Genomic DNA, 25,466 nt, shown 5'->3' on the forward strand with positions numbered 1-25,466 from the left:
TGCATGAAGATCACCAGCAAATGCGACGTGGGGGCATCCCCGGACTTCGTCTTCGCGCGCATGTCCGATTACGAGGCGTGGGAGCGGGCGATCGCCAAGCGCAATACTACCCTTGTCCGCAGCCCCGGCCCCATCCGGCCCGGCACGACTTGGGACACCCGGTTCCGCCTGAAGGGCCGCGACCGGGACATGCTGATGACGCTGTTTTCGGAAATTCCGGGGCGTCAGGTGCACGTGACGCTGGCGGACACTTCGCTGGACGTGGACATCCTGGCCGACCTGATCGAAGTGGCGCCCGAACGGTCGCGCATCGCGGTGTCGCTGGAACTGCGGCCGCGCAACCTGACGGCGCGCCTGCTGATCCAGTCGCTGCGGCTGGCCAAGGGTAAGGTGCAAGGCCAGCTGGACCAGCGGGTCGACCAATGGGCCCGGAACGTGTCGCAGCAGTACCGGACAGCGGCCACCGCAAAGGTTGGATAATTTCGCAAAAACCCGCTTGACGCCCTGCACGCGGTCGCATAATTGTCCGCCCCGATGGCGGAGTAGCTCAGCTGGTTAGAGCGGAGGAATCATAATCCTTAGGTCGGGGGTTCAAATCCCTCCTCCGCTACCATCACGAAACGGCCCGCGCTTGTCGCGGGCCTTTTCGTTATCGCGCGACCGGATTAGGATGGCATCATGACCGTGGAACGCCCCATACTGACCCCGCCCGACGGCAAGACGAAGGTCCTGCTCCATTCCTGCTGCGCCCCCTGTTCGGGCGAGGTGATGGAAGCGATGACCGCGTCCGGCATCGATTACACCATCTTCTTCTACAATCCGAACATCCACCCGAAGAAGGAATACCTTCTGCGCAAGGACGAGAACATCCGCTTTGCCGAAAAGCACAACGTGCCCTTCGTCGATGCCGACTATGACGCCGACAACTGGTTCCAGCGCGCCAAGGGGATGGAGTGGGAGCCTGAGCGCGGCATCCGCTGCACCATGTGCTTCGACATGCGATTCGAACGCACTGCGCTTTACGCCTATGAAAACGGGTTCCCCGTCATCACCTCCTCGCTCGGCATCTCGCGCTGGAAGAACATGACGCAGATCAACGATTGCGGCGTGCGGGCGGCCAAGCCCTATGACGGCGTGACGTACTGGGAATTCAACTGGCGCAAGGGCGGCGGGTCGTCCCGCATGATCGACATCTCCAAGCGGGAGGAGTTCTACATGCAGGAATATTGCGGCTGCATCTATTCGCTGCGCGACACCAACGACTTCCGCCTCTCCAAGGGGCGCGAGAAGATCAAGATCGGCACCATGTTCTACGGCAAGGACGATCCGCAGGAATGAAAAAGGCCCCCGGTTCGGGGGCCTTTTCGTTTCCAGACGCGCGAAGGATCACTCCTTCGAACGCTCCACATAGGTCTTGTCTTCGGTGTTGATGACGATCTTCGTGCCGGCGCCGATATGCGGCGGCACCATGACGCGCAGGCCGTTGGTGCACATGGCGGGCTTGTAGGACGACGACGCCGTCTGGCCCTTCACGACCGGCTCGGTTTCCGCGATCTCCACCACGGCGCGCTGCGGCAGGGTCATGGCGATGGCCACGCCTTCGAACGTCTGCAGATAGACCTTGGAGCCTTCGGTCAGGAACCACTTGTCCTCGCCCACCACGTCGGGAGACACGGCCAGCTGCTCGTAGGTCGCCGGCTCCATGAAGTGGTAGCCTTCGCCATCCTCATACAGGAAGTCATATTCACGCTCATCCACGGTGGCCTTTTCGACCATCTCGGTCGTGCGCCAGCGTTCCGACACCTTCACCCCGTCCGAGATGCGGCGCATGTCGACCGAGGTCGTGGGCGTGCCCTTGCCGGGGTGGAAGTTCTCGGACTTCAGGACGACATAAAGGCGGCCGTCCATGTCGACGACGTTGCCCTTGCGGAGCGAGGATGCGATGACTTTCACGAAGATGTCCTTGATATGCGGGTCCCGACGCGCGGGAAATCCCGCGTGATCTAACGCATATCGCCGCAAATCGGAAGCCCCGAGACATGACAGACAGCCCCTGGTGGCATCCCGACCGCCACGCCGACCGCCGCCCCGCCCTCCTGGCCCGCGCCCGCCTGCAATCGGCCATCCGCCGCTGGCTGGATCAGGAGGGGTTTCTGGAGGTCGATCCCGCCGCCCTTCAGGTCAGCCCGGGAAACGAAACGCATCTGCACGCCTTCGCCACCACCGCCATCGGCAACGATGGGGAACCCCGGCAGATGTATCTGCACACATCCCCCGAATTCGCGATGAAGAAGCTGCTGGCGGCGGGGGAAACGCGCATCGCGGCCTTTTCCCATGTTTGGCGCAACCGCGAACGGGGCGCGCGCCACAGCCCCGAATTCACCATGATGGAATGGTACCGCGTCGGGCAGGACTACACCGTGCTGATGGACGATTGCGCCGCGTTGATGCGGATGGCGGCCGAGGCGGCCGGAACGTGTCTGTTCCGCCACCGCGACCGGACCTGCGACCCCTTCGCCGTGCCCGAGCGCCTGTCGGTGGCCGATGCCTTTGCCCGCGCCGGCGTCGATCTGCTGGCCACAGTCACGCCGCAGGGCACGGACCGCGAGGCGCTGGCCGCGATGTCGCCCGTGCGGGTGGCTGCGGACGACACGTGGTCCGATATCTTCTCCCGCATCCTCTCGGAAAAGGTGGAGCCGACGCTGGGCCTTGACCGACCCACGATCCTTGACCGCTACCCCGTGGCCGAAGCGGCACTGGCCCGCCCGGCCGACGATCCCCGCGTGGCCGAACGGTTCGAGCTTTATGCCTGCGGGGTGGAACTGGCCAACGGCTTCGGCGAGTTGACCGACCCCATCGAACAACGCCGCCGCTTTCTGGCCGAGATGGACGAAAAGGCCCGCCTCTATGGCGAACGCTATCCGCTGGACGAGGATCTTCTGGCCGCGCTGAAGATCATGCCCCCTTCCAGCGGCATTGCCCTTGGCTTTGATCGGCTGGTGATGCTGGCCACAGGGGCGCCAGATGTGGACACCGTGATGTGGACGCCCGTGGGCTAGGCCACGTCGCCTTCTGCTTCTTCTTCGCAGACGACGGTGAAGATGGGCAGATCGTGGCGGCCGAAGCTGTGCAGCATGGCCACATCGGCCGCGTCGCGCCCGACCGCGATGTTCACCCGCCCGATGCGCGGCACGTTGTGGCGCGCGTCGAAGGCATACCAGCGCCCGTCCAGCCACACCTCGAACCAGGCTGAGAAGTCCATGGCGCCGGCGTAAGGCACACCGATGTCGCCCAGATAGCCATTCACGTAACGCGCCGGAATCGACAGCGCGCGGCACAGGGCGATCGCGGTGTGGGCGTAGTCGCGGCACACGCCATGGCCGTCCGACAGTGCTCCCTGCGCGGTACGGGTGGCGCTGGCCTTCTGGTAGTCGAACTTGATGCGTCCATTCACATGGTCGCAGACCGCCTGAACGCGCGCCCAGCCGCGTGGCAGATGGCCGAACATCTCCCACGCGATGTTCATCAGGCTGTCGCTTTCGCAATACCGGCTGGGCAGAAGGAAGGGCAGCACGTCGTCCGGCAACTGCTCGAACGGGGTTTCGCCCGCATGGGGCGCCACGTCGTCCGGCTGCCCGCTGTCCCGCACAAGGCCGGTGGCCTTGATCCGTGTTTCCCCCACGGGGGCGGTAAAGCGCAGGCAATGATTACCGAATCCGTCCACGAACGGATGTGCAGGAACGCCCTCGGACAGCTCGATCACCTCGTCCTGAACCAGATCGCCACGGCGTTCGGGGCGCAGCGCCATGCGGCTGACGAAGTGGGTGGGCTGCGCGCAGGCCACGGTGATGTCGTAGCCGAACCTGATAAACATGACACTCTTCCTCTGGATCGGAGGAAGAACGCCGTGGGGGCCTGCCGGTTCCGGTCAGTCCCGTTTCAGGCGGATGACCACGTCCACCTTGCTGAGCGTGGCCCCCTTCGGCAGCTTCGGCAGTTGCGCGATGCGGAACTGGTCGGCCGGCGCGTCCACAATCTCGGCCGTGTCTTCCCAGAAGAAGTGGGGGTGGTCGTCCATGTTGGTGTCGAAATAGCTTTTCGCCCCATCGATCACGACTTCCCGCATCAGGCCGGCCTCGCAGAAGGCGCGCAGGGTGTTGTAGACGGTGGCAAGGCTCACCTTCTCTCCGCTGTCGGTGCTGGCGGCGAACAGGCTTTCGGCGGTGACGTGCCGATGCTGGCCGTCCCCCACCAGCAGGCTTGCCAAGGCCAGCCGCTGCCGTGTCGGGCGCAGTCCGGCCGTGGCCAGCCAATATGTTCCGCGTTCAATTGCCGTCTGGGTCATTGTTGCGTCACCTTTCCGCCTCCCTATATCGTGTCGGCCCGCCGGGATTCAAACGGAATCCCCCTGCACTTGCCACATGTTCGGCTGCGGTGATACAGGGGGGCGGAATATCTATGGGGAGCCTTGATGGCGGACTATCCGACGAGTTTCGACAAGGAAGCACTTCTGGCCTGCGCGCGCGGCGAACTGTTCGGCCCCGGCAACGCCCAGCTTCCCGAACCGCCGATGCTGATGATGGACCGCATCACGGAGGTTTCCGCGGATGGCGGTGCGCATGGCAAGGGCCATGTCGTGGCCGAATTCGACATCCATCCCGATCTGTGGTTCTTTGCCTGCCACTTTCCAGGCAACCCGATCATGCCCGGTTGCCTTGGCCTTGACGGGCTGTGGCAGCTGACCGGCTTCAACCTTGGCTGGCGTGGCTGGCAAGGGCGCGGCTATGCCCTTGGCGTGGGCGAGGTCAAGCTGACCGGCATGGTTCGCCCCGAACGCAAGCTGCTGCGATACTTCGTTGATTTCACCAAAGCCGTGCAGACCCGCCGTCTGACCATGGGCGTGGCCGACGGCCGCGTCGAGGCGGACGGGGAAGTCATCTATCAGGTCAAGGACATGAAGGTCGCTCTTTCCGAGAGCTGATCTGAGAACCGAAAGGAACACCGTCCATGCGTCGCGTCGTCATCACCGGCATCGGCATCGTCTCTCCCATCGGCAACGATGCAGCCGAGGTGGAAGCCTCGCTGCGCGCGGGCCGTTCGGGCATCGTCGCCGCCCCGCAATACACCGAACACGGCTTCCGCAGCCAGGTCCACGGCATGCCGCAGATCGTGCTGGAAGATCACATCGACAAGCGCGACCTGCGCTTCATGGGACCGGGCGCGGCCTACAACTTCATTGCCATGGAACAGGCGATCAAGGATTCGGGGCTGGAACCCAACGACGTGTCGAACGAGCGCACGGGCCTCATCATGGGCTCGGGCGGTCCGTCGACCTCCAACTTCTTTCTTGCCCACAACACGGTGATCGAGAAAGGCGCGCCCAAGCGCATGGGGCCGTTCATGGTCACCCGCTGCATGTCGTCGTCGAACTCGGCCACGCTGGCCACGCCGTTCAAGATCAAGGGCGTGAACTATTCGATCACATCGGCCTGCTCCACCTCGGCGCATTGCATCGGGAACGGGGTCGAACAGATCCAGATGAACAAGCAGGACATCGTCTTCGCCGGCGGCGGGGAAGAACTGGACTGGACCCTGTCCTGCCTGTTTGACGCGATGGGCGCGATGTCGTCGAAATACAACGACACGCCGGCCACCGCCTCCCGCCCCTATGACGCGACGCGCGACGGCTTCGTCATCGCCGGCGGCGGCGGCGTCGTGGTGCTGGAGGAGCTGGAGCACGCCTTGGCCCGCGGCGCGAAGATCTACGGCGAAGTCACCGGCTACGGCGCGACCTCGGATGGCTACGACATGGTCGCCCCTTCGGGTGAAGGCGGCGAACGGTCCATGCGTCTGGCCCTGGCCACGCTGCCCGAAGGCCGCAAGATCGACTACATCAACAGCCACGGCACCTCCACCGGCGTGGGCGACCTGACCGAGGTGAAGGCCATCCGCCGCGTCTTCGGCGAAGGCTCCACCCCGCCGATCGCGTCGACGAAGTCCCTCACCGGCCACTCGCTGGGCGCCACGGGCGTGCACGAGGCGATCTATTCGCTTCTGATGATGAACGGCAACTTCATCGCGGCTTCGGCCAACGTCACGACCCCTGATCCGGAACTGCGGGAGGGTGAGATCGTGACAACCCTGCGCGAAAACGTCACACTCGATTCTGTCCTGTCCAACAGCTTCGGCTTCGGCGGCACGAACGCCACGCTTGTCATGAGCAAATATCTGTAAGGAACGCCAATGGCCGAGCTTTTGAAGGGAAAACGCGGTGTCGTGATGGGCGTCGCGAACGACCGCTCCATCGCGTGGGGCATCGCGAGGGCCATGGCGGCCGAGGGTGCGGAACTGGCCTTCACCTATCAGGGTGATGCCTTCGGCAAGCGTCTGGCGCCGCTGGCGGCCTCGGTCGGCTCCTCGATCCTGCTGGACGTGGACGTGACGCGCGACGACAGCATGGACGCCGCCTTTGCCAGACTGAAAGAGGAATGGGGCACGATCGACTTCATCGTGCACGCCATCGCCTATTCGGACAAGACCGAGCTGGCCGGCCGCTTCATCAACACCTCGCGCGAGAACTTCCGCAACTCGCTGACGATCTCCTGCTACAGCTTCATCGACGTGGCCAAGCGCGCGGCGGACCTGATGCCCGATGGCGGCACGGTCCTGACACTGACCTATCAGGGCTCGAACGCCGTCACGCCCTATTACAACGTCATGGGCGTGGCGAAAGCGGCGCTCGAATCGGCCGTACGGTATCTTGCGAATGATCTCGGTCCGCAGCGGATTCGCGTGAACGCCATTTCGCCCGGCCCGATGAAGACGCTGGCCGGCTCGGCCATCGCAGGCGCCCGCGCCACCTTCCGTCACACGGAAACGAACGCCCCCCTGCGCGCCAACGCGACGCTGGAAACGATCGGGGGGACGGCGGTCTACCTTGCGTCGGATTACGGCGCGATGACGTCGGGAGAAATCATCCGCGTAGATGGCGGATACCACGTTCTGGGCATGCCGCAGCCCGAACACATGAACGGACACTGACGGATCGGCGCCCTTCGCAGGCGCCGTTCTTGTTTCACGGGCCGGGGCATTCCACGGCGCGATGTGTGGCCTGCTGCCCTACCTCCGCACTGTAAGCGCGCAGGCCATAGGCCCCCAGCGTCAGGATGCGATAGCACGGGTTCCCGCCCGTCCACCAGGGCGCGGGATCGGCCAGATCCGTGATGAAGCGGTGCGAGCAGGCCTGCCCCGAGCTGAAGGCCACCCCGCCCGCCGTCACGCCCACCAGTGGCACATGGATATGGCCGAAGACGACATGGCGGACGCCGGGGCGGTGCGCCTCCAGCCGTTGCAGAAGCGCGCCGTCATCGTGCAGCCCGATATGTTCGAAATGCGCCAGCCCGTCGGCCATGGGGGGGTGGTGCAGGAACACCGTCACCGGTGCCTCCCCTGCCCCGGCCAGCGCATCGTCCAGCCAAGCCAGCCGATCCGGCCCGTAGATGCCGCCGATCACCCCCGCCTCATGCGTGTCAAGGAACAGCAGCCGGCCGAACGGCGTGTCCATGTGGGACTGGATGAAGCCGTCGGGGTCGCGGGGATGGTCGGGGAACGCTTCCACGAAGGCCGAACGACGGTCGTGGTTGCCCAGCATCAGCCGGACCGGAAACGGCACGGGCGCAAGGATGTCGCGCAGAAGCGTATAGGCCTCCGGCTCCCCATCGTTGCACAGATCGCCGGTCAGGGTCAGCAGGTCCGCATCGGGATGACGCGTCAGGATGTCGTCGATGGCGGCGCGTAGCTGCGCCTCCGGGTCCACGCCGTTCACGATCCGGCCCGAGGGCACAAGATGCGTGTCGGTGATCTGGATGATCTTCAAGACTTGTCTCCGCTGTGGGGCGCGGGACGGATCCCGCGCCGCGTCCGATCACTTCATCAGGGCGTTGGTGGCTTCGACGATTTGCGCCAGACCATCCTCGGGCGTCACCTCGCCGCGCATCACGGTGCCGATGATGTCACGCTGCGTGCGCCAGATGCGGACCGAATCGCCGCCCGGATAGCCCGCCCAGGGCAGCGAGCGGGTGGCCTGCTTGGCCGCCGTCGCCACGTTCGGATGCTCGGCGTAATAGGGTGCCAGATAATCCTCGCCCGTGGCGCGGATGTTGGTCGGCAGATAGCCGGTGATGCGCACGATCACGTTCTGCGCCTCGGGTCCCGTGATCCACTTGATGTAGTTCCAGGCCGCCTTCTGCTTCGCCTCGTCCTGCGTCAGCATCACGACGGAGTTTCCGCCCGTCGGCACGCCGCCCTTTTCCTTGTCCTGCAGCGGGAAGGTCGTGGTCATCAGCGGGAAGCGGTCGCCCACCAGCCCCTCGATCGTCTGGACATGCGCGGGGGTGGAGAACATGAATCCCGTCATCCCGGCGCCGAACTGCTGGCGTGCCTGATCCCAGTCCATGGTGGGCGCACCGGCTTCGGCCGTCATCTGGCGGATCAGGCGCAGGCTGTTCAGCCCGATCTCATTGTCGAAGGCCACCTTGCCGGTGGCGGGATCGACCAGCGTGCCGCCCTGCTGCGTGATCATCGCCTGCCACAGCCAGTCATCGGCCCAGCCCGCGATGTCATAGGCCATGCCCGCGACCTTGGGATCGGCCTCGTGGATCTTCTTCGCGATCTCGATCAGTTCGGGGAAGGTGGTCGGCATGTTCTCCGGATCGGCGCCCACCGAACGCACCAGATCGGCGTTGATGTACATGATGGGTGAAGACGCGTTGACCGGCAGGCCGTATTGCGTGCCGTCGATGTTGCCCAAGGCCACCATGTTCGGGGTGAAGTTGGCGTCCAGGAAGGCCTGACCGCCCTCGGCCTCGATGAACGGGCCGAGGTCCGTGATCTGGTCGCGGGGCGCCAGCGTGTGCACCAGTTCCCCGGTCAGGTTGTAGCCTGAAAAGTAGATGTCCGGCAGATCGCCCGTCACGGCCGACCGCAGCACCTGCTGCTGGCCCTCGTTGTAACCGGCGGCGGGGGCCAGGAAGTTGATCTTCACGTCGGGGTTGTTCTTCATGAACTCATCCGCCAGCGGCTGATGGAATTTCGTGAAGCCCGGCAGGTTGTACAGGACGTTCAGCGTGACCTCCTGCGCCAGCGCAAGGCCGGGCAGGGTCAGGCCAAGCGCCAGCGCGCTGACGGCAAGGCGGCGGGTGATGTTCATGGTCGTCTCCGGAAAAGGGGTCACTTGACCCCGGTCATGGTGATGCCCGCGATGAAGTGCCGTCGTGCCAGAGGGAAGCAGACGACCATCGGGGCCGTGATCAGGGTGGCCCCCGCCATCAGCGCGCCGTAGTTCGCCCCCGTCTCCACGTCGGAGAAGAAGAGCATGCCCAGCGGCGGCGGGGCGAGCGCGGTGTCGGACACCACGATCATGGGCCAGTAGAGGTCGTTCCAATGCGCCACGACCGAGAAGACCGAGAACGCCGCCAGCGAGGGCAGAGAGCCGCGCAGCACGAGGCCCCAGCAGATCTCCATCTCGGAAAAGCCGTCCATGCGGGCGGCCTCGATGATCTCCTCGGGATAGGAGCGGAAGGACTGGTGGAACAGGAAGATGGCGAACACGGACAGGAAGAAGGGCGCCATCATCGCGAAATAGGTGTTCAGAAGCCCGGCCTTCGCCAGCCCCACGAACAAGGGCAGCGCCAGTGCCTGGATGGGCACGCACAGGGCGGCGATCACCAGCGTCAGCAACAGGCGCCGGCCCGGAAAGCGCAGCTTGGCGATGGCATAGGCCGCCGGCACCGCCGTCAGCACCTGCACGATCAGGATGCCCGCGCAGACAATCACGCCGTTCAGCATGAAGCGCGCCATCGGCACCTGCCCCGCCGCGCGGGCGTAATTCTCAGCCGCGTCGAACTGTTTCGGGATCGGCCAAAGCGAGACGTCGAAGATCTCGGACGGGGAGCGGATGGAGGTCAGCACCATCCAGTAGAAGGGCAGCAGCATGACGCCCGCGCCCAGCGCCAGCACGATGTGGGGAAGGAAACGACGCATCAGTAATGCACCTTCCGGTCCATGTGGATGGTCTGGCCGATGGACAGGACCAGCACGATCGCAAGGAAGATCAGGGTCAGGGCGGCGGCGTATCCGGTGTTGGAGTACTCGAACCCTTCCAGATACAGCGCGAAGAGCAGCGTTTCCGACCCGGCGCGCCCCTTGGTGATGACGGCCACCGTTTCAAACACCTTGAAGGCGCTGATCGAGGTCGTGACCACGACGAACATCGTCGTCGGACCCAGCATCGGCCATGTGACGGTCAGGAACCGGTCCAGCGGGTGCTTGGCACCATCCAGCCGCGCGGCCTCGTGCAGGTCCTTCGGAATGGCGGTCAGTCCGGCCAGGAACAGGACCATGTTGAAGCCGAGGATCTGCCACACCCCGATCAGCGCCATGGTCGGGATCAGAAGCGACGGCGTGCCAAGGAAGGACACCGGATCGAACCCCAGCCAGGTGATGAAGCTGTTCACCGGGCCGAGCGTGGGGTGCAGCAGGAATTGCCACACCGTCGCCATCGCCACCAGCGTGGCTGTGACGGGCAGGAAATACGCGACCTCCCAGAAGGCACGGCTGCGGGTGCGATTGTGCACCAGCAGCGCGATCCCGAGCGCGAGGAACACGCCGAGGGGTATCACGATCAGCGCGTAAAGCGCGGTGTTCCACAGGGCGCGCAGGAAGACAGGGTCCGAGAAAGCATTCGCGAAGTTGTCCAGACCGACAAAGCCGAAGGACAGCGCGCCCAGCTGGTAGTCGGTCACCGAAAAGACGCCCAGCACCAGGATCGGGAGGATGTAGATCGCCAGCAGCAGCAGGGCGGCCGGCGCGGCGAAGAGCATCCCTCGGCGGGCGATGCTGCGCCCCCGCCGTGCCGCGGGCGCCTGTTTCAGGGGAATGGCGGTCATGCGGCCACCCGCGCGTCCGTCACGCCCGCCAGCCGCAGCCCGTCCGCCCCGAAGAGATGCGCGCGGTCCGGCGCGAAGGCCAGATGCAGCACCCCTTCCCCCACCGGGTGGGAGGCGGGCTGCCGCACCGTGACACGCAGGGCAGCGTCGGCCAGCAGATGCCCGCTGAGGAAGCGGTCGGCGCCATGGGCCTCGGCACGGTCCACCCGCACCGCAAGGCCATGATCGGCCACGAACAGATCCTCGGCCCGGACGCCCAGCGTCACGGGGCCCTGGCCCGCCGCCCGCAGGCCGGTGTCGGTTCCAAACGCCATGACGCGGCCCTGCACGATGTCCGCCGGAAGGAGGTTGATCGCGGGCGACCCGATGAAGCGCGCCACGGTCAGCGAGGCCGGGGCGCGATACAGTTCGTCCGGCGTGCCCAGTTGCGCGATCCGGCCTTCGACCATCAGGGCGATCCGGTCGGACATGGTCATCGCCTCGATCTGGTCGTGCGTGACATAGATGAAGGTTGCGCCCAGACGGCGGTGCAGGCCCGACAGTTCCTCGCGCATGTGGGCGCGCAACTTGGCGTCAAGGTTCGACAGCGGCTCGTCCATCAGGAAGGCGGCCGGGTCGCGCACCAAGGCCCGCGCCAACGCCACCCGCTGCCGCTGACCGCCCGAAAGCTGGGCGGGCTTGCGGTCCAGAAGATGGGCAATCTGCAACGTCTCGGCCGCCTGCAGAACTGCGGCGGCGATGGCGGATCGCGTGGGCGCATGGCCCGGCATCAGGCGGCCCAGAAGCGGAAGTCGCGCCGACATCGGCAACTGACGCATCCGCAGCGGCGTCGAGATGTTCTGGCGCACCGTCATGTGCGGGTAAAGCGCATAGGACTGGAACACCATCGCAAGGTTCCGGTCGCTGGGGTCCATCCCGGTCACGTCGCGCCCGCCGATGGACACCGAACCCCGATCGGCCTTTTCCAGCCCCGCAAGGATGCGCAGCAGGGTCGATTTTCCGCAGCCCGACATGCCGACAAGGGACAGGAACTCCCCCGGCCGGATGGACAGGTCGATGTTCCTGAGGACCTCGGTCCCCCCGAACCCCTTGCCGATGCCGGTCAGATCGACGGATTGTGGGGTCATTCTGCGCTCCTTTGCCTTGCGGAGCGCTTTCCCTCATCCACGCGACAGCCAGATGGCAGCCGTAAGATCGTTTTGTGACAGGTGGCAGGATTTCAGGCAGGACGTGCCGGATCGTCAGGGGAAACCGCGTCCCGCACGACCCCGTGATGACAGGCAAATGACAAGAAAGCGACACCCGGTCCGGATGGGGCGCGGCCTGAACGATGAGGGAGAGGATGGAGCGGGCGGCGGGAATCGAACCCGCGTCTTTAGCTTGGAAGGCTAAGGTCTTACCATTACACAACGCCCGCGCTGGGGTGGATATACGCCCTCGTGACCGAGGGCGCAACCTCATTTCACGGTGATGCGGCCGTCGGTGTGGGGGGCGTAGTCGGGATGGGCCCGCAGGTAATCCGCCACGACCAGCGCCAGATCCGGGCCGTAGTCATAGGCGTTGCGCGCGTCCTTGAACATGACGTAGCCGTCCCCGCCATTGCGGACATAGTTGTTCGACACGGCCAAATAGCTCGCCTTCGGATCCAGCGGCTGATCGCCCACCATCACGTCCGAAATGCGGCTGCCCGCTGGCGCCGCCGGATCGACCGTGTAGCGGAAGCCCGCGACCTGCGGGAAACGCCCGCCGCCTTCCTCCATCTGGCTGACGCCGTTTTCCAGCGCGGCCATCAGCTGCTCTCCCGTCACCTCGAACGTGGACAGGGTGTTGAGGAAGGGCAGAACCGTCAGCACGTCGCCCATTGACACCTCCCCCTGGTCGATGGAGGCGCGGAGCCCGCCCCCGTTGACCAACGAGATCTGCACCCCCTGATCCGCCACGCGGGCCAGCTGCGCTTCGGCCACCAGGTTGCCCATGCTGCATTCCTTGACGCGGCAGGATTCCCGGCTGCCGTCGATGGGGGCGCTGGTCTGGCCCACCACCTCGGCGCGGATCTCCTCCAGCGGGGCGGCAAGGGCGGTGATGCGCTCGACAGCGTCCGGATCGGGCGTGACGCTGGCGTCCAGAAGCAGGGGCGCGCCTTCCGCCTTCGTGACGCGGCCCTGATCGTCGAAGGTCACGACCAGTTCGCCCAGATACTTGGTGTAGGATTCCGCCGTCACGATCGGCACCCCGTTGGCCAGCGTCGGATAGGGGCCCGCCGCCGCCGGATCGGTGTTCGACAGCAAGGTGTGGCTGTGCCCGCCCACGATCACGTCAAGGCCGGAGGTGTGGTCCGCGATCTGCTGATCCACCACGTAGCCCGAATGCGACAGCAGGATGATCTTGTCGATCCCCTGCCCCGTCAGTTCGTCGATCTGCGCCTGCACGACCTGGATGGGCGCCTGGAAGGTGACGTTCGGGCCGGGGCTGGACAGTTCGGGATTCGATTCGGGCGTCAGGCCGATGATGCCGATCTTCTGGCCCGCCACGTCCACCACCGTGTGCGGGGCGATCTTGTCGGCCAGCAGCGGTTCCTTGGCGATGTCCATGTTGGCGGCCAGGATCGGCATGTCCACCGCGTCGGCCAGCGCGGCCAGTTCCGCCGGACCATCATCGAACTCGTGGTTGCCCACCGCCATCGCGGCATAGCCCAGCTTGTTGATGAACTCCGCCGCCGCCTCGTGCTTGTAGTGGGTGTAGAAAAGCGTGCCCTGATACCAGTCGCCCGCGTCCAGCAGCAGCGGGTTGGTCGCCCGCGCCTTCGCCTGGTCCACGGCCGTCACCAGCCGCGCGACCCCGCCAAAGCATTTGCCCGCCGCGTCATCCTCCGCCCCGCAGGTGGAGCCGGTGGCGGTGATGGGTTCGAACCGGTCGTGCACGTCGTTGGTGTGCAGGATCGTCAGGGTGAAGTCGGCCTGCGCCGCGCCCGCGCTCAGCGCCAGGGCACCGGCGGTTGCCAGAAGGGTTGTCCGCATCGAAAGCTCCATGTGCATGCGGGGCCAGACTGCGGCGCGTCATCTCACATGTCAAAGCGGGATTGACCGACAGCCCGATTGGGAGCAAGAGACATCATGCTGATTTACAAGATCTTCCGGCGTCCGGAATGGGACGCGTTCCGAGCTTCGGGCAAGACCGCCGGTGCACCGGTGGATCTGGCGGACGGCTACATCCACATCTCCACCCGCGAACAGGTGGCCGAAACGGCCGCCAAGCATTTCCGGGCCGAGGCCGATCTGGTGCTGGTGGCGCTGGACGACGCGGCCCTTGGCCCCGATCTGCGCTGGGAACCGTCGCGCGGCGGCCAGCTTTTCCCGCATCTTTACCGTGATCTGACGCTGGACGACGTGGTGTGGGACAAGTCCCTGCCGCTGGGGGCCAGCGGCCATATTTTCCCCGAGGGTGTGATATGACTGCCTTGGAACGTGCCGGCCTTGGCCTTCTGCACCGGATGGATCCGGAAACCGCCCATCACTGGTCGCTGAACGCCCTGCGCGCGGGCCTTGCCCCGCTGCATGGCGGGCCGGCCACCGGCGCGCGGCTGGCCACCACGCTGGCGGGAATACCGCTGGACAACCCGATCGGGCTGGCGGCAGGCTTCGACAAGAACGCGGTGGCCGTGGCCCCCCTGATGCGGGCGGGCTTCGGCTTCCTCGAGGTGGGCGCCGCCACCCCCCGCCCCCAGTCCGGCAACGCCAAGCCCCGCCTGTTCCGCCTGCCCAAGGACCGCGCGGTCATCAACCGCTTCGGCTTCAACAACGAAGGCGCGGCGGCCATCGCGGCCCGTCTGGCCATGCGCCCCCGGGGCCGCGTTCCGGTGGGCCTGAACTTGGGCGCGAACAAGGACAGCACCGACCGCGCCGCCGATTTTGCTGCCGTTCTGGCCTGCTGCGGGCTTCACGCGGATTTCGTTACGGTCAACGTGTCGTCGCCCAACACCGAGCGCCTGCGCGACCTTCAGGGCCGAGAGGCGCTGGCCGCCCTTCTGGCAGGGGTGATGGACGTGCGCGCCACGCTGGCCAAACCCGTTCCCGTCTTCCTGAAGATTGCCCCCGACCTGACGGAAGGCGATCTGGACGACATCGCCGAGGTGGCCCTCACCTCTGGCCTGTCGGGAATCATCACCACCAACACCACCCTGTCGCGCGAAGCGCTGTCCGACGCCCAGCGCGAACAGGCGGGCGGGCTGTCGGGTGCGCCGCTGTTCGAACGCTCCACTCGCGTGCTGGCGCAACTGTCGCAGCGGGTGGCGGGGCGGCTGCCGCTGATCGGCGTCGGCGGCGTGGGGTCGGGCGAACAGGCCTATGCCAAGATTCGCGCGGGCGCCTCGGCGGTGCAGGTCTACAGCGCCATGGTGTTTGAAGGGCTGTCCCTTATCCCCCGGATCGCGCGCGAACTGGACGCGCTTCTGGCCCGCGACGGCTTTGCCACCGTGGCGGACGCGGTGGGCACGGATCGTGAGCGCTGGCTTTAGAAGGCCTTGAACGTCATCGTCGTCAGGGTGCGCTGGATGTGAGGAATATCGAACAGGCGTTCCGACAGCCAGTGCCCCACATCGGAACCTTCGGGAAGGTAGACCTTCGCCATCAGGTCCCATTCGCCGGAGGTGGAATACAGTTCCGACACCACCTCGCGGGCATAGATGGCGTCCGCCACCTCGTAGGTCTTGCCGGGGGCGCAGCGGAACTGGACGAAGACGCAGATCATGGTGTTTCCTCGGATTGGAGTTTCAGTCGGGGAGCCGCCTTGGGCAGATCGTCGATGCCAAGCGCCTGCTGCGGACGGGCCAGACGGTTGCGGACGATCCACAGCAGCCGGTTTTCTGCCCGCGTGATCGCGACATAGGCCAGACGCTTCCACAAGGGCACGCCCGCCTCCATCCGTCCGGCCTGCGCGGCGGCGTAAAGGTCCGGCGCGAAGACCTGCACCTTGTCCCATTGCGACCCCTGCGCCTTGTGGATCGTGACGGCCGCGCCGTGCAGGAAGGCCGCGCCCATGCGGGCGGCGGCGGGGATGAACGGCTCCTCCTCGTCCGGCTTCTCGATCTTGATGATCGACGCGGCCGAGATCTGCGGATCTTCCGCCCCCACCACGTGCAGACGGGCGAAACCGTCGCGCGTGCCGGGTCCCAGATAGATGACCTGCGCGCCCTTGATCAGGCCGCGCGCTTCCAGATCGATGCGCTTCTTGCGGTGCTTCAGCGGCAGTTCGATCCCGTCGCAGACCAGGGGTTCGCCCGGCAGCAGCGCATCTTCCGGCGCGCCATGCACCGAACGGAAGGCGGTGATCAGCCGGATGCGCGTGGCGTTGCGCCAAACCAGAACCGGCGACCGCGCCATCAGGTCGCTGTCCACCCGCTGCGCCCAGACGACGCGTTCATCCTTGGCGGCCGCCTCTTCCACCATCCGTTCGAACCGGTGGAAATCGACATCCGGATCGGCCAGCGCGTGGGCCAGATCCAGGATCGGGTTGTCCTCGGCCTGACGGTGGATGCGGTTCAGGATCAGCTGGCGCGAGGCGCCCAGCCGTTCGAACACCATCTGGCCGGACTGGTTCACCGGGGCCAGCTGTGCCGGATCGCCGAACAGGACCAGCGTCGGAAAAATCTCGCGCAGGTCGTCGAACTGGCGTTCGTCCAGCATGGAGGATTCGTCGACGAAGCCCACATCCAGCGGCTCTTCCCGCCGCTTCCAGCCGCGTATGAAGTCCGACCCCCGCAGCCCCGCCGCCGCCAGCGCGCCCGGAATCGACGGCACGGTGTCATAGAACGCCTTGGCCCGGTCCAGCGCGGCCTCGGTCATGCCCTCCACGTCCACGGGCCGCTTGCCGGTGCCCGCCAGCCATTCGGCCAACGCCTCGTAATGCGGATCATAAACGGGGGTGTAGAGGATGCGATGTATGGTGGTCGCCGGCACCCCGCGCATCCGCAGAACGGACGCCGCCTTGTTGGTGGGCGCAAGGATCGCCAAGGTGCGCCGTTCCTTGCGCTTCTTCCCCTCCCAGTCCGCGGAGACGATGTCCACCCCCGCGTCGCGCATGGACTTGGTCAGCTGGGCCAGAAGCAGCGTCTTGCCCGACCCCGCCTTGCCGATGACGGCCAGAACGGTGGATTTCCCTTCCAGCGCCGGCTGGTGGGATGCGTGTTCCAGATCGACCCCCATGCCCAGAAGCTGTTCGGACAAACGATCCCAAGCTTCGGCCTGGTCTTCGGAAAAGGTGATGGCGGGCACATTCATGCCCGAACCATAGCCGCCCCGCGCCCCCGGCGCCAGTCAGTGGACGGGCGTGTCGGGGTCCATCGCGCGGGCCGTGATCTCGGCCTCGGCCACGGGAAGCAGCGCTTCCACCCGTTCGGCCAGTTCGGTCAGGCCGTTCTGCATCGAATAGCTTTGCAGATCCCGAAGCACGTCCAGGATCCAGTCATGCGCCAACTTCGCTTCCATCCGGTCTTCCTTCCGTGCCACGGTCCAGCCGTTGCAACACGCTTGCCGCGTAGAACGCAAGAAGGCGTGCCTTGCCAGCGGCGGGGATCAGCCGACCCCCTTGTTCAACCACGATATCGCGTTTTTCCAAAGCGCGAAGTCCTTCCGCCACCGGATCTTCGGGCAAAAGTGTCACCGCCCCCACATGTGCCAGTTCAACGCGCAGTTGCGCCACCGCCGCCGGCAAACCATGGCGGCTGACCGAACCACGGGACAGCGCGGCGGCCACCAAGGGCACGGGCAGGATGGGGATGTTGCGGCCGATCTCGTCCATCAGATCGCGGGCCAGCGCGTCCGGGCCCCGATCCTCGGCCCGCCGTGCCTTCCAGGCCTGAAGCGAGATGGGCGCCCCGAACGCCACCCCTGCCGCGCCGAAACCCGGAAAGCGTCCGCGCACCAGCCGCCAGAAGGTACGCAGCACGAAGCCCACGAACTGCGCCGGCCCCGCGCGGAACCGCCGTTCGCCCACGCGGTCCGCCTCGGTCAGGATGCGATCCTCCAGCACCCGGTCATAGGCGATGCCCACCGGCACGAACAGAAGGTCCCGCCCCTCGGCGGCCATCAGGTAGCTGAGGAGTCCGACCTTCGGCGTGCCGATGCGGCCATCCAGGCTCAGCCCCCCTTCGGGGAAGAAGGCCTGCGTCACCCCCGCTTCGGTCGACATCTGGACATAGCGGGCCAGCACCCGGCGATACAGCGGACTGCGGGAATTGCGGCGGATGAAATACGCCCCCATCGCCCGGATCAGCGAGGACAAGGGCCAGATGCGCGCCCATTCCCCCACTGCATAGGACAGGGCCGAGCGTTGGGCGACCAGCCACGTCACCAGCACGTAATCCATGTTCGAACGGTGGTTCATCACGAAGACAACCGTCGCGTCGCGGTTCACCAGATCCCCCCTCGGGGCCGAGGCCGCGATCCTCACGTCATAGAAGGCGCGGCTGAACCGGCGGGCAAAGCGGGTGGCGAAACCGAAATAGACGGTGGCGGAAAAGGCGGGGACGATCTCGCGCGCATAGGCGCGGGCGCGTTCCAGCACCACATCCTCGCGTGTCTGGGTGCTGCGGGCGCTTCGGGCGACGGCCGCGCTGATCGCCGGATCGTGCACCAACCGCAGGATCATGTCCTGACGGCGCATCAGCTTGAACGGCTCGATCGGGCGGTCCAGCCGCAGGTTCAGCCGGGCCACCACCCGTTCCATCCGCCGCCGCAGATACCAGCGGGCCGAGGGGACGAGCACCCGGTCCAGCGCCGCCACGATGGCGAAGGCCAGAACCAGAACAAGCAGCCAGACGGGAAGTTCAACGGTGGCGGTCATGCGGGCACCTTAAAGGCACCCGCATGGCCCGGCAATCAGGCGTGGATGGCGCCGTCGCCGCAGGCCAGCGCCGCTTCGCGCACGGCTTCCGAGAAGGTCGGATGCGCGTGGCAGGTCAGCGCCAGATCCTGGGCCGAGGCGCCGAATTCCATCGCCACGCAGACTTCGTGGATCAGGTCGCCCGCCATGGGGCCGATGATGTGGCATCCAAGGATGCGGTCGGTTTCCGCGTCCACCAGCAGCTTCACGAAGCCGTCCGCCTGGAAGATCGCCTTGGCGCGGGCATTGCCCATGAAGGGGAACTTGCCGGCCTTGTACTTGCGGCCCGCTTCCTTCAGCGCTTCCTCGGTCATGCCGACCGACGCGACCTCGGGCGTCGTGTAGATCACGCCCGGGATGACGCCATAGTTCACGTGGCCATGCTTGCCGGCCAGGATCTCGGCCACGGCCATGCCCTCATCCTCGGCCTTGTGGGCCAGCATCGCGCCGGGGATGGCGTCGCCGATCGCATAGACGCCCTTCACGTTCGTCTGGAAGTGGTCGTCCACCTTGACCACGCCGCGCGGCAGCATTTCCACGCCCAGCGCTTCCAGCCCCAGACCTTCGGTGTAGGGTTTGCGGCCGGTGGAGACCAGAACCGCATCCGCCTCAATCGAGGCTTCGGACCCGTCCTTGTTCAGCTTGTACTTGACGGCGACCTTGTCGCCCTTCACCTCAGTGCCCTGGACGGCCGCGCCCAGAACGAACTCGAACCCCTGCTTGGTCAGGATCTTGTGGAAGGCCTTCACGGTGTCCGCGTCGGTGCCCGGCAGGATCTTATCTTGGAATTCGACCACCGTGACCTTCGCCCCCAGACGTTTGTAGACCGAGCCCATTTCCAGCCCGATCACGCCTGCGCCGATCACCACGAGGCTCTCCGGGATCTTGTCCAGCGCCAGCGCACCGGTGGAGGTCACCACCTTCTTCTCGTCCACCTCGACGCCCGGCAGGGTCGCGGGTACGGAGCCGGTGGCGATGACGATGTTCTTCGCCTCGTGCACCTCCTCGCCGACCTTGACGCGGCCGGCCTCGGGGATCGATCCCCAGCCCTTCAGCCAGGTGACCTTGTTCTTCTTGAACAGGAACTCGATCCCCTTGGTGTTGCCGTCGACCACGTCCTGCTTGTAGGCCTGCATCTTCGACCAGTCGACGGTCACGTTTGCGCCCATCAGGCCCATCTTCTCGAAGTTCTCGTGAACCTCGTGCAGGTGGTGGGTGGAGTTCAGCAGCGCCTTGGACGGGATGCAGCCGACGTTCAGGCAGGTCCCGCCCAGCGTCTCGCGCCCCTCGACGCAGGCGACCTTCAGGCCAAGCTGCGCGCAATGGATGGCGCACACATAGCCGCCGGGGCCGCCGCCGATCACGATCACATCAAAACTGGCCATAAAAGTCGCTCCTCGGAGATGTCAGAAAAGAACGGCCAGGAACATGACGATCGTCGCCACGAGGCCGCACAGGAAGAAGATCGAGCGCCACGGCGCCAGACCCATGTAATAGGCGGGAACGTAAGCGATGCGGGCCAGCAGGTAGACCCACGCCGCCAGATCCGTCAGCCAGAAATCGCTGTCCGTCACGTACACGGCCAGGGCGGCCGCCGCGAACAGGACGAAGTTGTCGAGATGGTTGCGCATCGCGCGCTGCATGCGCCCGGTGTCGGTGGCATAGCGCGGTTCCGCATCGCGCGGGCTGAGGTTGTATTCGTGCCCCATGTCCCGGTCCTGAAGACGGGAGGTGAACAGCACGATGCCGACATACAGCAGTGCGGACAAACAAAGAACGATGATCTCGGCCATGCTATGCGGTCCTCAGGAAGGTTGCGGTGGTCGCCCCGCCAAAGGCGGTTTCCTTTTCAAGCCAGGCCTTCGCATGGGCCGGATTGTGAACCTCCATCAGCGCGAAGGCCGCGCCGTGATCCACCGCCCGCCACAGTTGCAGCTGCGTCAGCCCGGAATTGGCGCGGTCTTCCGCGCCGTCGTCCCAGGACGATTTCCAGCCTTCGTAATCGGGTGTGTCGATCTGAAGAAGCAGCTGCATCGTGGTGCCTTTCCCATGACGGGCGCGCGGGGATCGCGCGCCCTTTCGGGATCAACCGTGAAACGCGCTTACAGGTCCATCAGCAGGCGACGGGGATCTTCCAGCGCCTCTTTCACGCGGACAAGGAAGGTCACCGCGCCCTTGCCGTCGACGATGCGGTGATCGTAGGACAGCGCCAGATACATCATCGGACGGATCACGATCTGACCGTTCACGACCACGGGGCGTTCCTGGATCTTGTGCATCCCCAGGATACCCGATTGCGGCGGGTTCAGGATCGGCGAGGACATGAGCGAGCCGTAGACGCCACCGTTGGAGATGGTGAACGAACCGCCCTGCATTTCCGCCATCGACAGCTTGCCGTCACGGCCGCGCGCGCCCAGTTCGGCGATCTTCTTCTCGATCGCGGCAAAGCTCATCTGGTCGGCGTCGCGGACGACCGGAACCACGAGGCCCGAGGGCGTGCCCACGGCCACGCCCATGTGGACGTAGTTCTTGTAGATGACGTCGGTGCCGTCGATCTCGGCGTTGACGTCCGGCACTTCCTTCAGCGCGTGGCAGCAGGCCTTCACGAAGAAGGACATGAAGCCCAGCTTCACCTTGTGCTTCTTCTCGAACACGTCCTTGTATTCGTTGCGCAGGCCCATGATGCCCGACATGTCCACCTCGTTGTAGGTGGTGAGCATGGCGGCGGTGTTCTGCGCTTCCTTCAGGCGGCGGGCGATCGTCTGACGCAGGCGCGTCATCTTCACACGCTCTTCGCGCGAGGCGTCGTCGGCCGGGCTTGCAGCGCGCGGCGCGGCAGCGGCGGCCGGCGCGGCCTTGGGCGCGTTCATCGCCTTCAGCACGTCTTCCTTCATCACGCGGCCGTCACGGCCCGAGCCCTGGACCTGGTCGCGGTTCAGGCCGGCTTCGGCCATCGCCTTCTTGGCCGACGGCGCGTCTTCCACCGAACGGCCCGGGGCGGACGCCGCGGGTTCCGCCGACGCGCCATAGGAGGCGGGCGCCGGAGCGGCCGCGGCAGGCGCCGATGCCGTGGACGTCGCCGCGCCTTCGCCGGCCTGGATCACGGCCAGCTTGGCGCCGGCGGGAACCGTGTCGCCTTCCTTGGCGATGATCTCGCCCAGGATGCCCGCCGCGGGGGACGGAACCTCGACCGACACCTTGTCCGTTTCCAGTTCGCACAGCATCTCGTCCTGCGCCACGGCATCACCCGGTTTCTTGAACCAGGTGGCCACCGTCGCCTCGGACACGCTTTCGCCCAGTGCGGGCACCATCACATCGACCATCTTCGCCTCGCTCGACCCGGCCTTCGCGCCGGTTTCTTCCGTCTTGGCCGGGGTGGCGGGCTGTGCCGCACCCTCGCCGATCTGTGCCAGCAGTGCGCTGGCCGCGACTGTTTCGCCTTCCGCGGCGACGATCTCGGTCAGCGTGCCGGCGACGGGCGACGGCACCTCCACCGTCACCTTGTCGGTTTCCAGCTCGCACAGCATCTCGTCGACCGCGACGCTGTCACCCACCTTCTTGAACCAGGTGGCCACCGTCGCCTCGGAGACGCTTTCACCCAGTGTCGGAACACGTACTTCGGTCGCCATATCAGCCCCCTACCGTCAAAGCTTCGTTCACAAGCGCGTCCTGCTCCGCCTTGTGGCGCGAGGCGAGACCCGTCGCGGGCGAGGCCGAAGCCGCACGCCCGGCATAGACCGCGCGGCTGTGCTTGGCGCCGATGCGCGTCAGGACCCATTCCAGGTTCGGCTCCACGAAGGTCCAGCCACCCTGGTTCTTGGGCTCTTCCTGGCACCAGACGATCTCGGCGTCCTTGAAGCGCTCCAGCTCCTTGACCAGCGACAGCGCCGGGAAGGGATAGAACTGCTCCAGGCGCAGCAGGTAGACGTCGTCGGCCCCGCGCTTGTCGCGCTCCGCCAGCAGGTCGTAATAAACCTTGCCCGAGGAGATGACGACGCGCTTGATCTCGGCGTCCGGACGCAGCTTCGTTTCCGAATGGCCGCGTTCCGCGTCATCCCACAGGATGCGGTGGAAGGTGGACCCGTCCGTGAAGTCGGCCGCATCCGAGATGCACATCGGATGGCGCAGCAGCGATTTCGGCGTCATCAGCACCAGCGGCTTGCGGAAGGTCCGGTGCATCTGGCGGCGCAGGATGTGGAAGTAGTTCGCCGGCGTCGAGACGTTGGCCACGATCCAGTTGTCGTTCGCGCTCATCTGCAGGAAGCGTTCCAGACGGGCGGAGGAATGCTCCGGCCCCTGCCCTTCATAGCCGTGTGGCAGCAGCATCGTCAGGCCCGACATCCGCAGCCATTTCGATTCGCCCGAGTTGATGAACTGGTCGAACATGATCTGCGCGCCGTTGGCGAAATCGCCGAACTGGGCTTCCCACATAACAAGGGCGTTCGGTTCGGACAGCGAGTAGCCGTATTCGAAGCCCAGCACCGCGTATTCCGAGAGCATCGAGTCGATGACCTCGTAGCGCGACTGCCCCTGACGGATGTTGTTCAGCGGGTAGTAGCGTTCTTCCGTCGACTGGTTGACGAAAGCCGAATGCCGCTGGCTGAACGTGCCACGGGTGGAGTCCTGGCCCGACAGGCGGACGGGGAAGCCCTCGACCGCCAGCGATCCGAAAGCCAGCGCCTCGGCCGTGGCCCAGTCAAAGCCCTTGCCGGTTTCGAACATCTTGCCCTTGGCTTCCAGAAGACGGGCCACGGTCTTGTGCAGTTCGAACCCTTCGGGGGCGGCGGTCAGCGCCTTGCCGATCTCGGCCATGGTGTCGGGCGCGATCGCGGTCTGGCCGGCCTGATACTCCTCGCCTTCACGGTTGAGGTGCTTCCAGCGGCCGTCCAGCCAGTCGGCCTTGTTCGGCTTGTAGTCCTTGGAGGCCTCGAACTCGCCGTTCAGCATGGACTGGAACTGCGCCTTCATGTCCTCGATCTCGCCTTCCGGGATCAGCCCGTCGGCGACCAGACGGTCGGTATAGAGTTGCAGCGTCGTTTTCTGCTTGCGGATCTTCTGATACATCGCGGGGTTCGTGAACATGGGCTCATCGCCCTCGTTGTGCCCGAACCGGCGATAGCAGAAGATGTCGATGACCACGTCCTTGTGGAACTTCTGACGGTATTCGATCGCGACGCGCGCGGCATGAACCACCGCTTCCGGATCGTCGCCGTTCACGTGGAAGATCGGCGCTTCCACCATCAAGGCGATGTCCGTCGGATAGGGCGATGAACGGCTGAACGACGGTGCCGTGGTGAAGCCGATCTGGTTGTTCACGACGATGTGGATCGTGCCGCCGGTGCGGTGACCGCGCAGCCCCGACAGGCCGAAGCATTCCGCCACGACGCCCTGACCCGCAAAGGCCGCGTCGCCATGCAGCAGGATCGGCAGGACGGCCACGCGGCTTTCGGTGTCGTTGTACTGGTCCTGCTTGGCGCGGACCTTGCCCAGCACCACCGGGTTCACGGCTTCAAGGTGCGACGGGTTGGCCGTCAGCGACAGGTGGACGGAGTTGCCGTCGAACGACCGGTCGGCCGAGGCGCCGAGGTGATATTTCACGTCGCCCGAACCGTCGACATCGTCCGGCTTGAAGCTGCCGCCCTGGAATTCGTTGAAGATGGCGCGGAAGGGCTTCTGCATCACGTTGGCCAGCACCGACAGGCGGCCACGGTGCGGCATGCCGATGACGACTTCCTTCACGCCCAGCTGTCCGCCCCGCTTGATGATCTGCTCCATAGCGGGGATCAGCGCCTCGCCGCCATCCAGACCGAAGCGTTTCGTTCCCATGTATTTCACATGCAGGAACTTCTCGAAGCCCTCGGCCTCGACCAGCTTGTTCAGGATCGCACGGCGGCCTTCACGGGTGAAGGCGATCTCCTTGCCGTAGCCCTCGATCCGTTCCTTCAGCCAGGCCGACTGTTCGGGATCGGAAATGTGCATGTATTGCAGTGCGAAGGTGCCGCAATAAACGCGCTTCACCATGTCGAGGATCTGGCGCAGGCTACCCACCTGCATTCCCAACACGTTGTCGAGGAAGATCGGGCGGTCCATGTCGGCGTCGGTGAACCCGTAGGTCTTGGGATCCAGCTCCGGATGGTGGGTGGTGCTGATGTCGCGCATTCCCAGAGGGTCCAGATCGGCCGCGAAGTGGCCGCGGATGCGGTAGGCGCGGATCAGCATGATGGCGCGGATCGAATCCAGCACGGCGCGCTGGATCTGGTCGGCAGACACCGGAACGCCCGCCTCGGCGGCCTTGCCCGCGATCTTCTTCGCGGCGGCCTTGGCATCGGCGGCGGGCAGCATCGGCCATTCGCCCGTCAAGGCGGCGGTCAGATCGTCGACCGGCTGCGGCGGCCAGTCGGCGCGGGCCCAGCTGGGACCTGCGGCGGCACGCTTCACATCCTGGTCGCTTTCGCCAAGCGCGGCGAAGAACTCGGCCCATTGCTGATCGACGCTGTCTGGATCGGTGGCGTACCGGGCCTGAAGCTGGTCGATGTAATCGGCGTTGGCCCCGTCCATGAAGGAGGAGGCTTGGAATTGCTGGTTGGGGCTTTGTTCCGTCATGGCTGCACCTGACAAATGGGTGCGCCGCCCCCGGAAGGG

General features: G+C 65.6%; 26 protein-coding genes and 2 tRNA genes. 9 read left to right on the forward strand and 19 right to left on the reverse strand.

Annotation, left to right across the window (positions count from 1 at the left end):
* The first annotated feature begins 3 nt into the window (after positions 1-3).
* From ACSHZY_RS00930 to ACSHZY_RS00940, 3 genes are all read left to right on the forward strand, one after another.
* Positions 4-480 (forward strand): hypothetical protein, encoded by a 477-nt coding sequence (locus ACSHZY_RS00930; protein ID WP_435164212.1) that lies wholly within the window; start codon positions 4-6, stop codon positions 478-480.
* Positions 481-536: 56 nt separating this feature from the next.
* A tRNA-Met gene (locus ACSHZY_RS00935) sits at positions 537-613 on the forward strand.
* Between the two features lie 65 nt (positions 614-678).
* Complete coding sequence (locus ACSHZY_RS00940; protein ID WP_435164215.1) at positions 679-1,338, forward strand: epoxyqueuosine reductase QueH; 660 nt, start codon at positions 679-681, stop codon at positions 1,336-1,338.
* A gap of 48 nt (positions 1,339-1,386) precedes the next feature.
* Here ACSHZY_RS00940 and efp read toward each other — a convergent pair whose 3' ends face one another.
* Positions 1,387-1,953 (reverse strand): elongation factor P, encoded by a 567-nt coding sequence (gene efp, locus ACSHZY_RS00945; RefSeq protein WP_271972103.1) that lies wholly within the window; start codon positions 1,951-1,953, stop codon positions 1,387-1,389.
* Between the two features lie 86 nt (positions 1,954-2,039).
* Here efp and epmA point away from each other — a divergent pair, with 86 nt between their 5' ends.
* Positions 2,040-3,059, forward strand: a complete 1,020-nt coding sequence (gene epmA / locus ACSHZY_RS00950) for an EF-P lysine aminoacylase EpmA (RefSeq protein WP_435164219.1) — start codon at positions 2,040-2,042, stop codon at positions 3,057-3,059.
* Here the strand turns inward: epmA and ACSHZY_RS00955 are convergent.
* Both ACSHZY_RS00955 and irrA read right to left on the reverse strand, forming a co-directional pair.
* On the reverse strand, positions 3,056-3,874 hold the full coding sequence (locus tag ACSHZY_RS00955; protein ID WP_435164222.1) for a transglutaminase-like domain-containing protein: 819 nt from the start codon (positions 3,872-3,874) through the stop codon (positions 3,056-3,058). The genes epmA and ACSHZY_RS00955 overlap by 4 nt on opposite strands.
* Before the next feature lie 54 nt (positions 3,875-3,928).
* The gene (gene irrA / locus ACSHZY_RS00960; protein ID WP_435164224.1) at positions 3,929-4,345 is read right to left on the reverse strand and encodes an iron response transcriptional regulator IrrA; all 417 of its coding nucleotides are present in this window, start codon (positions 4,343-4,345) and stop codon (positions 3,929-3,931) included.
* 126 nt (positions 4,346-4,471) lie between these two features.
* Here irrA and fabA point away from each other — a divergent pair, with 126 nt between their 5' ends.
* Genes fabA through ACSHZY_RS00975 form a run of 3 tightly spaced genes read left to right on the forward strand, consistent with a single transcriptional unit; the run spans position 4,472 to position 7,041 of the window.
* Positions 4,472-4,981, forward strand: a complete 510-nt coding sequence (gene fabA / locus ACSHZY_RS00965) for a bifunctional 3-hydroxydecanoyl-ACP dehydratase/trans-2-decenoyl-ACP isomerase (RefSeq protein ID WP_435164227.1) — start codon at positions 4,472-4,474, stop codon at positions 4,979-4,981.
* Between the two features lie 26 nt (positions 4,982-5,007).
* The gene (fabB, locus tag ACSHZY_RS00970; RefSeq protein WP_435164230.1) at positions 5,008-6,234 is read left to right on the forward strand and encodes a beta-ketoacyl-ACP synthase I; all 1,227 of its coding nucleotides are present in this window, start codon (positions 5,008-5,010) and stop codon (positions 6,232-6,234) included.
* A gap of 9 nt (positions 6,235-6,243) precedes the next feature.
* Complete coding sequence (locus ACSHZY_RS00975; RefSeq protein ID WP_435164233.1) at positions 6,244-7,041, forward strand: enoyl-ACP reductase FabI; 798 nt, start codon at positions 6,244-6,246, stop codon at positions 7,039-7,041.
* Between the two features lie 34 nt (positions 7,042-7,075).
* Here ACSHZY_RS00975 and ACSHZY_RS00980 read toward each other — a convergent pair whose 3' ends face one another.
* The 7 genes from ACSHZY_RS00980 to ACSHZY_RS01010 form a co-directional block, all read right to left on the reverse strand.
* Positions 7,076-7,876 carry a phosphodiesterase gene (locus tag ACSHZY_RS00980; RefSeq protein WP_435164236.1) on the reverse strand — a complete coding sequence of 267 codons (801 nt, stop codon included), beginning with the start codon at positions 7,874-7,876 and terminating at the stop codon, positions 7,076-7,078.
* Positions 7,877-7,924: 48 nt separating this feature from the next.
* Positions 7,925-9,208 (reverse strand): ABC transporter substrate-binding protein, encoded by a 1,284-nt coding sequence (locus ACSHZY_RS00985; protein WP_435164239.1) that lies wholly within the window; start codon positions 9,206-9,208, stop codon positions 7,925-7,927.
* A 20-nt stretch (positions 9,209-9,228) separates the two neighbouring features.
* Positions 9,229-10,041 carry a carbohydrate ABC transporter permease gene (locus ACSHZY_RS00990; RefSeq protein ID WP_435164242.1) on the reverse strand — a complete coding sequence of 271 codons (813 nt, stop codon included), beginning with the start codon at positions 10,039-10,041 and terminating at the stop codon, positions 9,229-9,231.
* Positions 10,041-10,946 carry a carbohydrate ABC transporter permease gene (locus ACSHZY_RS00995; RefSeq protein ID WP_435164245.1) on the reverse strand — a complete coding sequence of 302 codons (906 nt, stop codon included), beginning with the start codon at positions 10,944-10,946 and terminating at the stop codon, positions 10,041-10,043. Before ACSHZY_RS00995 ends, ACSHZY_RS00990 begins: the two co-directional genes overlap by 1 nt.
* The gene (locus ACSHZY_RS01000) at positions 10,943-12,073 is read right to left on the reverse strand and encodes an ABC transporter ATP-binding protein (protein ID WP_435164248.1); all 1,131 of its coding nucleotides are present in this window, start codon (positions 12,071-12,073) and stop codon (positions 10,943-10,945) included. The genes ACSHZY_RS00995 and ACSHZY_RS01000 overlap by 4 nt, the downstream gene beginning before the upstream one ends.
* A 216-nt stretch (positions 12,074-12,289) precedes the next feature.
* A tRNA-Gly gene (locus tag ACSHZY_RS01005) sits at positions 12,290-12,363 on the reverse strand.
* Between the two features lie 40 nt (positions 12,364-12,403).
* Positions 12,404-13,963 (reverse strand): bifunctional metallophosphatase/5'-nucleotidase, encoded by a 1,560-nt coding sequence (locus ACSHZY_RS01010; RefSeq protein WP_435164251.1) that lies wholly within the window; start codon positions 13,961-13,963, stop codon positions 12,404-12,406.
* Between the two features lie 96 nt (positions 13,964-14,059).
* On the opposite strand from ACSHZY_RS01010, the gene ACSHZY_RS01015 reads away from it, so the two are divergent.
* Both ACSHZY_RS01015 and ACSHZY_RS01020 read left to right on the forward strand, forming a co-directional pair.
* The gene (locus tag ACSHZY_RS01015; RefSeq protein ID WP_435164254.1) at positions 14,060-14,398 is read left to right on the forward strand and encodes a DUF952 domain-containing protein; all 339 of its coding nucleotides are present in this window, start codon (positions 14,060-14,062) and stop codon (positions 14,396-14,398) included.
* Positions 14,395-15,459 carry a quinone-dependent dihydroorotate dehydrogenase gene (locus tag ACSHZY_RS01020; protein WP_435164257.1) on the forward strand — a complete coding sequence of 355 codons (1,065 nt, stop codon included), beginning with the start codon at positions 14,395-14,397 and terminating at the stop codon, positions 15,457-15,459. The genes ACSHZY_RS01015 and ACSHZY_RS01020 overlap by 4 nt, the downstream gene beginning before the upstream one ends.
* Here the strand turns inward: ACSHZY_RS01020 and ACSHZY_RS01025 are convergent.
* The 9 genes from ACSHZY_RS01025 to ACSHZY_RS01065 all read right to left on the reverse strand — a co-directional run bounded on the left by ACSHZY_RS01025 (position 15,456) and on the right by ACSHZY_RS01065 (position 25,427).
* Positions 15,456-15,692, reverse strand: a complete 237-nt coding sequence (locus tag ACSHZY_RS01025) for an Lrp/AsnC family transcriptional regulator (RefSeq protein WP_435164260.1) — start codon at positions 15,690-15,692, stop codon at positions 15,456-15,458. The genes ACSHZY_RS01020 and ACSHZY_RS01025 overlap by 4 nt on opposite strands.
* The gene (locus ACSHZY_RS01030; RefSeq protein WP_435164263.1) at positions 15,689-17,221 is read right to left on the reverse strand and encodes an ATP-dependent DNA helicase; all 1,533 of its coding nucleotides are present in this window, start codon (positions 17,219-17,221) and stop codon (positions 15,689-15,691) included. Before ACSHZY_RS01030 ends, ACSHZY_RS01025 begins: the two co-directional genes overlap by 4 nt.
* 36 nt (positions 17,222-17,257) lie before the next feature.
* The gene (locus ACSHZY_RS01035; protein WP_435164266.1) at positions 17,258-17,428 is read right to left on the reverse strand and encodes a hypothetical protein; all 171 of its coding nucleotides are present in this window, start codon (positions 17,426-17,428) and stop codon (positions 17,258-17,260) included.
* Positions 17,406-18,785, reverse strand: coding sequence for a 1-acyl-sn-glycerol-3-phosphate acyltransferase (locus tag ACSHZY_RS01040; protein ID WP_435164269.1), 1,380 nt, complete (start codon positions 18,783-18,785; stop codon positions 17,406-17,408). Before ACSHZY_RS01040 ends, ACSHZY_RS01035 begins: the two co-directional genes overlap by 23 nt.
* Positions 18,786-18,820: 35 nt before the next feature.
* Positions 18,821-20,209, reverse strand: a complete 1,389-nt coding sequence (gene lpdA, locus ACSHZY_RS01045; protein ID WP_435164272.1) for a dihydrolipoyl dehydrogenase — start codon at positions 20,207-20,209, stop codon at positions 18,821-18,823.
* Positions 20,210-20,230: 21 nt separating this feature from the next.
* Positions 20,231-20,617, reverse strand: a complete 387-nt coding sequence (locus ACSHZY_RS01050) for an MAPEG family protein (protein ID WP_435164274.1) — start codon at positions 20,615-20,617, stop codon at positions 20,231-20,233.
* A 1-nt stretch (position 20,618) separates the two neighbouring features.
* Complete coding sequence (locus tag ACSHZY_RS01055) at positions 20,619-20,858, reverse strand: hypothetical protein (RefSeq protein WP_435164276.1); 240 nt, start codon at positions 20,856-20,858, stop codon at positions 20,619-20,621.
* 68 nt (positions 20,859-20,926) lie between these two features.
* Positions 20,927-22,453 carry a 2-oxoglutarate dehydrogenase complex dihydrolipoyllysine-residue succinyltransferase gene (gene odhB / locus ACSHZY_RS01060; RefSeq protein ID WP_435164278.1) on the reverse strand — a complete coding sequence of 509 codons (1,527 nt, stop codon included), beginning with the start codon at positions 22,451-22,453 and terminating at the stop codon, positions 20,927-20,929.
* Position 22,454: 1 nt separating this feature from the next.
* Positions 22,455-25,427, reverse strand: coding sequence for a 2-oxoglutarate dehydrogenase E1 component (locus ACSHZY_RS01065; protein WP_435164280.1), 2,973 nt, complete (start codon positions 25,425-25,427; stop codon positions 22,455-22,457).
* Positions 25,428-25,466 lie beyond the last annotated feature (39 nt).

Origin of the sequence: Falsirhodobacter sp. 1013, from assembly GCF_051195255.1 — a bacterium.
Classification (GTDB): Bacteria; Pseudomonadota; Alphaproteobacteria; order Rhodobacterales; family Rhodobacteraceae; genus Falsirhodobacter.

Bases quoted from the DNA above. Each gene is read 5' to 3' on its own strand.
- ACSHZY_RS01020 (WP_435164257.1), top strand. From the start codon at position 14,395: ATGACTGCCTTGGAACGTGCCGGCCTTGGCCTTCTGCACCGGATGGAT.
- ACSHZY_RS01030 (WP_435164263.1), bottom strand. From the start codon at position 17,221: ATGAATGTGCCCGCCATCACCTTTTCCGAAGACCAGGCCGAAGCTTGG.
- ACSHZY_RS00985 (WP_435164239.1), bottom strand. From the start codon at position 9,208: ATGAACATCACCCGCCGCCTTGCCGTCAGCGCGCTGGCGCTTGGCCTG.
- ACSHZY_RS00955 (WP_435164222.1), bottom strand. From the start codon at position 3,874: ATGTTTATCAGGTTCGGCTACGACATCACCGTGGCCTGCGCGCAGCCC.
- ACSHZY_RS01025 (WP_435164260.1), bottom strand. From the start codon at position 15,692: ATGATCTGCGTCTTCGTCCAGTTCCGCTGCGCCCCCGGCAAGACCTAC.
- ACSHZY_RS00930 (WP_435164212.1), top strand. From the start codon at position 4: ATGAAGATCACCAGCAAATGCGACGTGGGGGCATCCCCGGACTTCGTC.
- ACSHZY_RS00990 (WP_435164242.1), bottom strand. From the start codon at position 10,041: ATGCGTCGTTTCCTTCCCCACATCGTGCTGGCGCTGGGCGCGGGCGTC.
- ACSHZY_RS01015 (WP_435164254.1), top strand. From the start codon at position 14,060: ATGCTGATTTACAAGATCTTCCGGCGTCCGGAATGGGACGCGTTCCGA.
- ACSHZY_RS00940 (WP_435164215.1), top strand. From the start codon at position 679: ATGACCGTGGAACGCCCCATACTGACCCCGCCCGACGGCAAGACGAAG.
- odhB (WP_435164278.1), bottom strand. From the start codon at position 22,453: ATGGCGACCGAAGTACGTGTTCCGACACTGGGTGAAAGCGTCTCCGAG.
- ACSHZY_RS01050 (WP_435164274.1), bottom strand. From the start codon at position 20,617: ATGGCCGAGATCATCGTTCTTTGTTTGTCCGCACTGCTGTATGTCGGC.
- epmA (WP_435164219.1), top strand. From the start codon at position 2,040: ATGACAGACAGCCCCTGGTGGCATCCCGACCGCCACGCCGACCGCCGC.
- lpdA (WP_435164272.1), bottom strand. From the start codon at position 20,209: ATGGCCAGTTTTGATGTGATCGTGATCGGCGGCGGCCCCGGCGGCTAT.
- ACSHZY_RS01065 (WP_435164280.1), bottom strand. From the start codon at position 25,427: ATGACGGAACAAAGCCCCAACCAGCAATTCCAAGCCTCCTCCTTCATG.
- ACSHZY_RS01010 (WP_435164251.1), bottom strand. From the start codon at position 13,963: ATGCGGACAACCCTTCTGGCAACCGCCGGTGCCCTGGCGCTGAGCGCG.
- ACSHZY_RS00995 (WP_435164245.1), bottom strand. From the start codon at position 10,946: ATGACCGCCATTCCCCTGAAACAGGCGCCCGCGGCACGGCGGGGGCGC.
- ACSHZY_RS01055 (WP_435164276.1), bottom strand. From the start codon at position 20,858: ATGCAGCTGCTTCTTCAGATCGACACACCCGATTACGAAGGCTGGAAA.
- irrA (WP_435164224.1), bottom strand. From the start codon at position 4,345: ATGACCCAGACGGCAATTGAACGCGGAACATATTGGCTGGCCACGGCC.
- fabB (WP_435164230.1), top strand. From the start codon at position 5,008: ATGCGTCGCGTCGTCATCACCGGCATCGGCATCGTCTCTCCCATCGGC.
- fabA (WP_435164227.1), top strand. From the start codon at position 4,472: ATGGCGGACTATCCGACGAGTTTCGACAAGGAAGCACTTCTGGCCTGC.
- ACSHZY_RS01000 (WP_435164248.1), bottom strand. From the start codon at position 12,073: ATGACCCCACAATCCGTCGATCTGACCGGCATCGGCAAGGGGTTCGGG.
- ACSHZY_RS00975 (WP_435164233.1), top strand. From the start codon at position 6,244: ATGGCCGAGCTTTTGAAGGGAAAACGCGGTGTCGTGATGGGCGTCGCG.
- ACSHZY_RS01035 (WP_435164266.1), bottom strand. From the start codon at position 17,428: ATGGAAGCGAAGTTGGCGCATGACTGGATCCTGGACGTGCTTCGGGAT.
- ACSHZY_RS01040 (WP_435164269.1), bottom strand. From the start codon at position 18,785: ATGACCGCCACCGTTGAACTTCCCGTCTGGCTGCTTGTTCTGGTTCTG.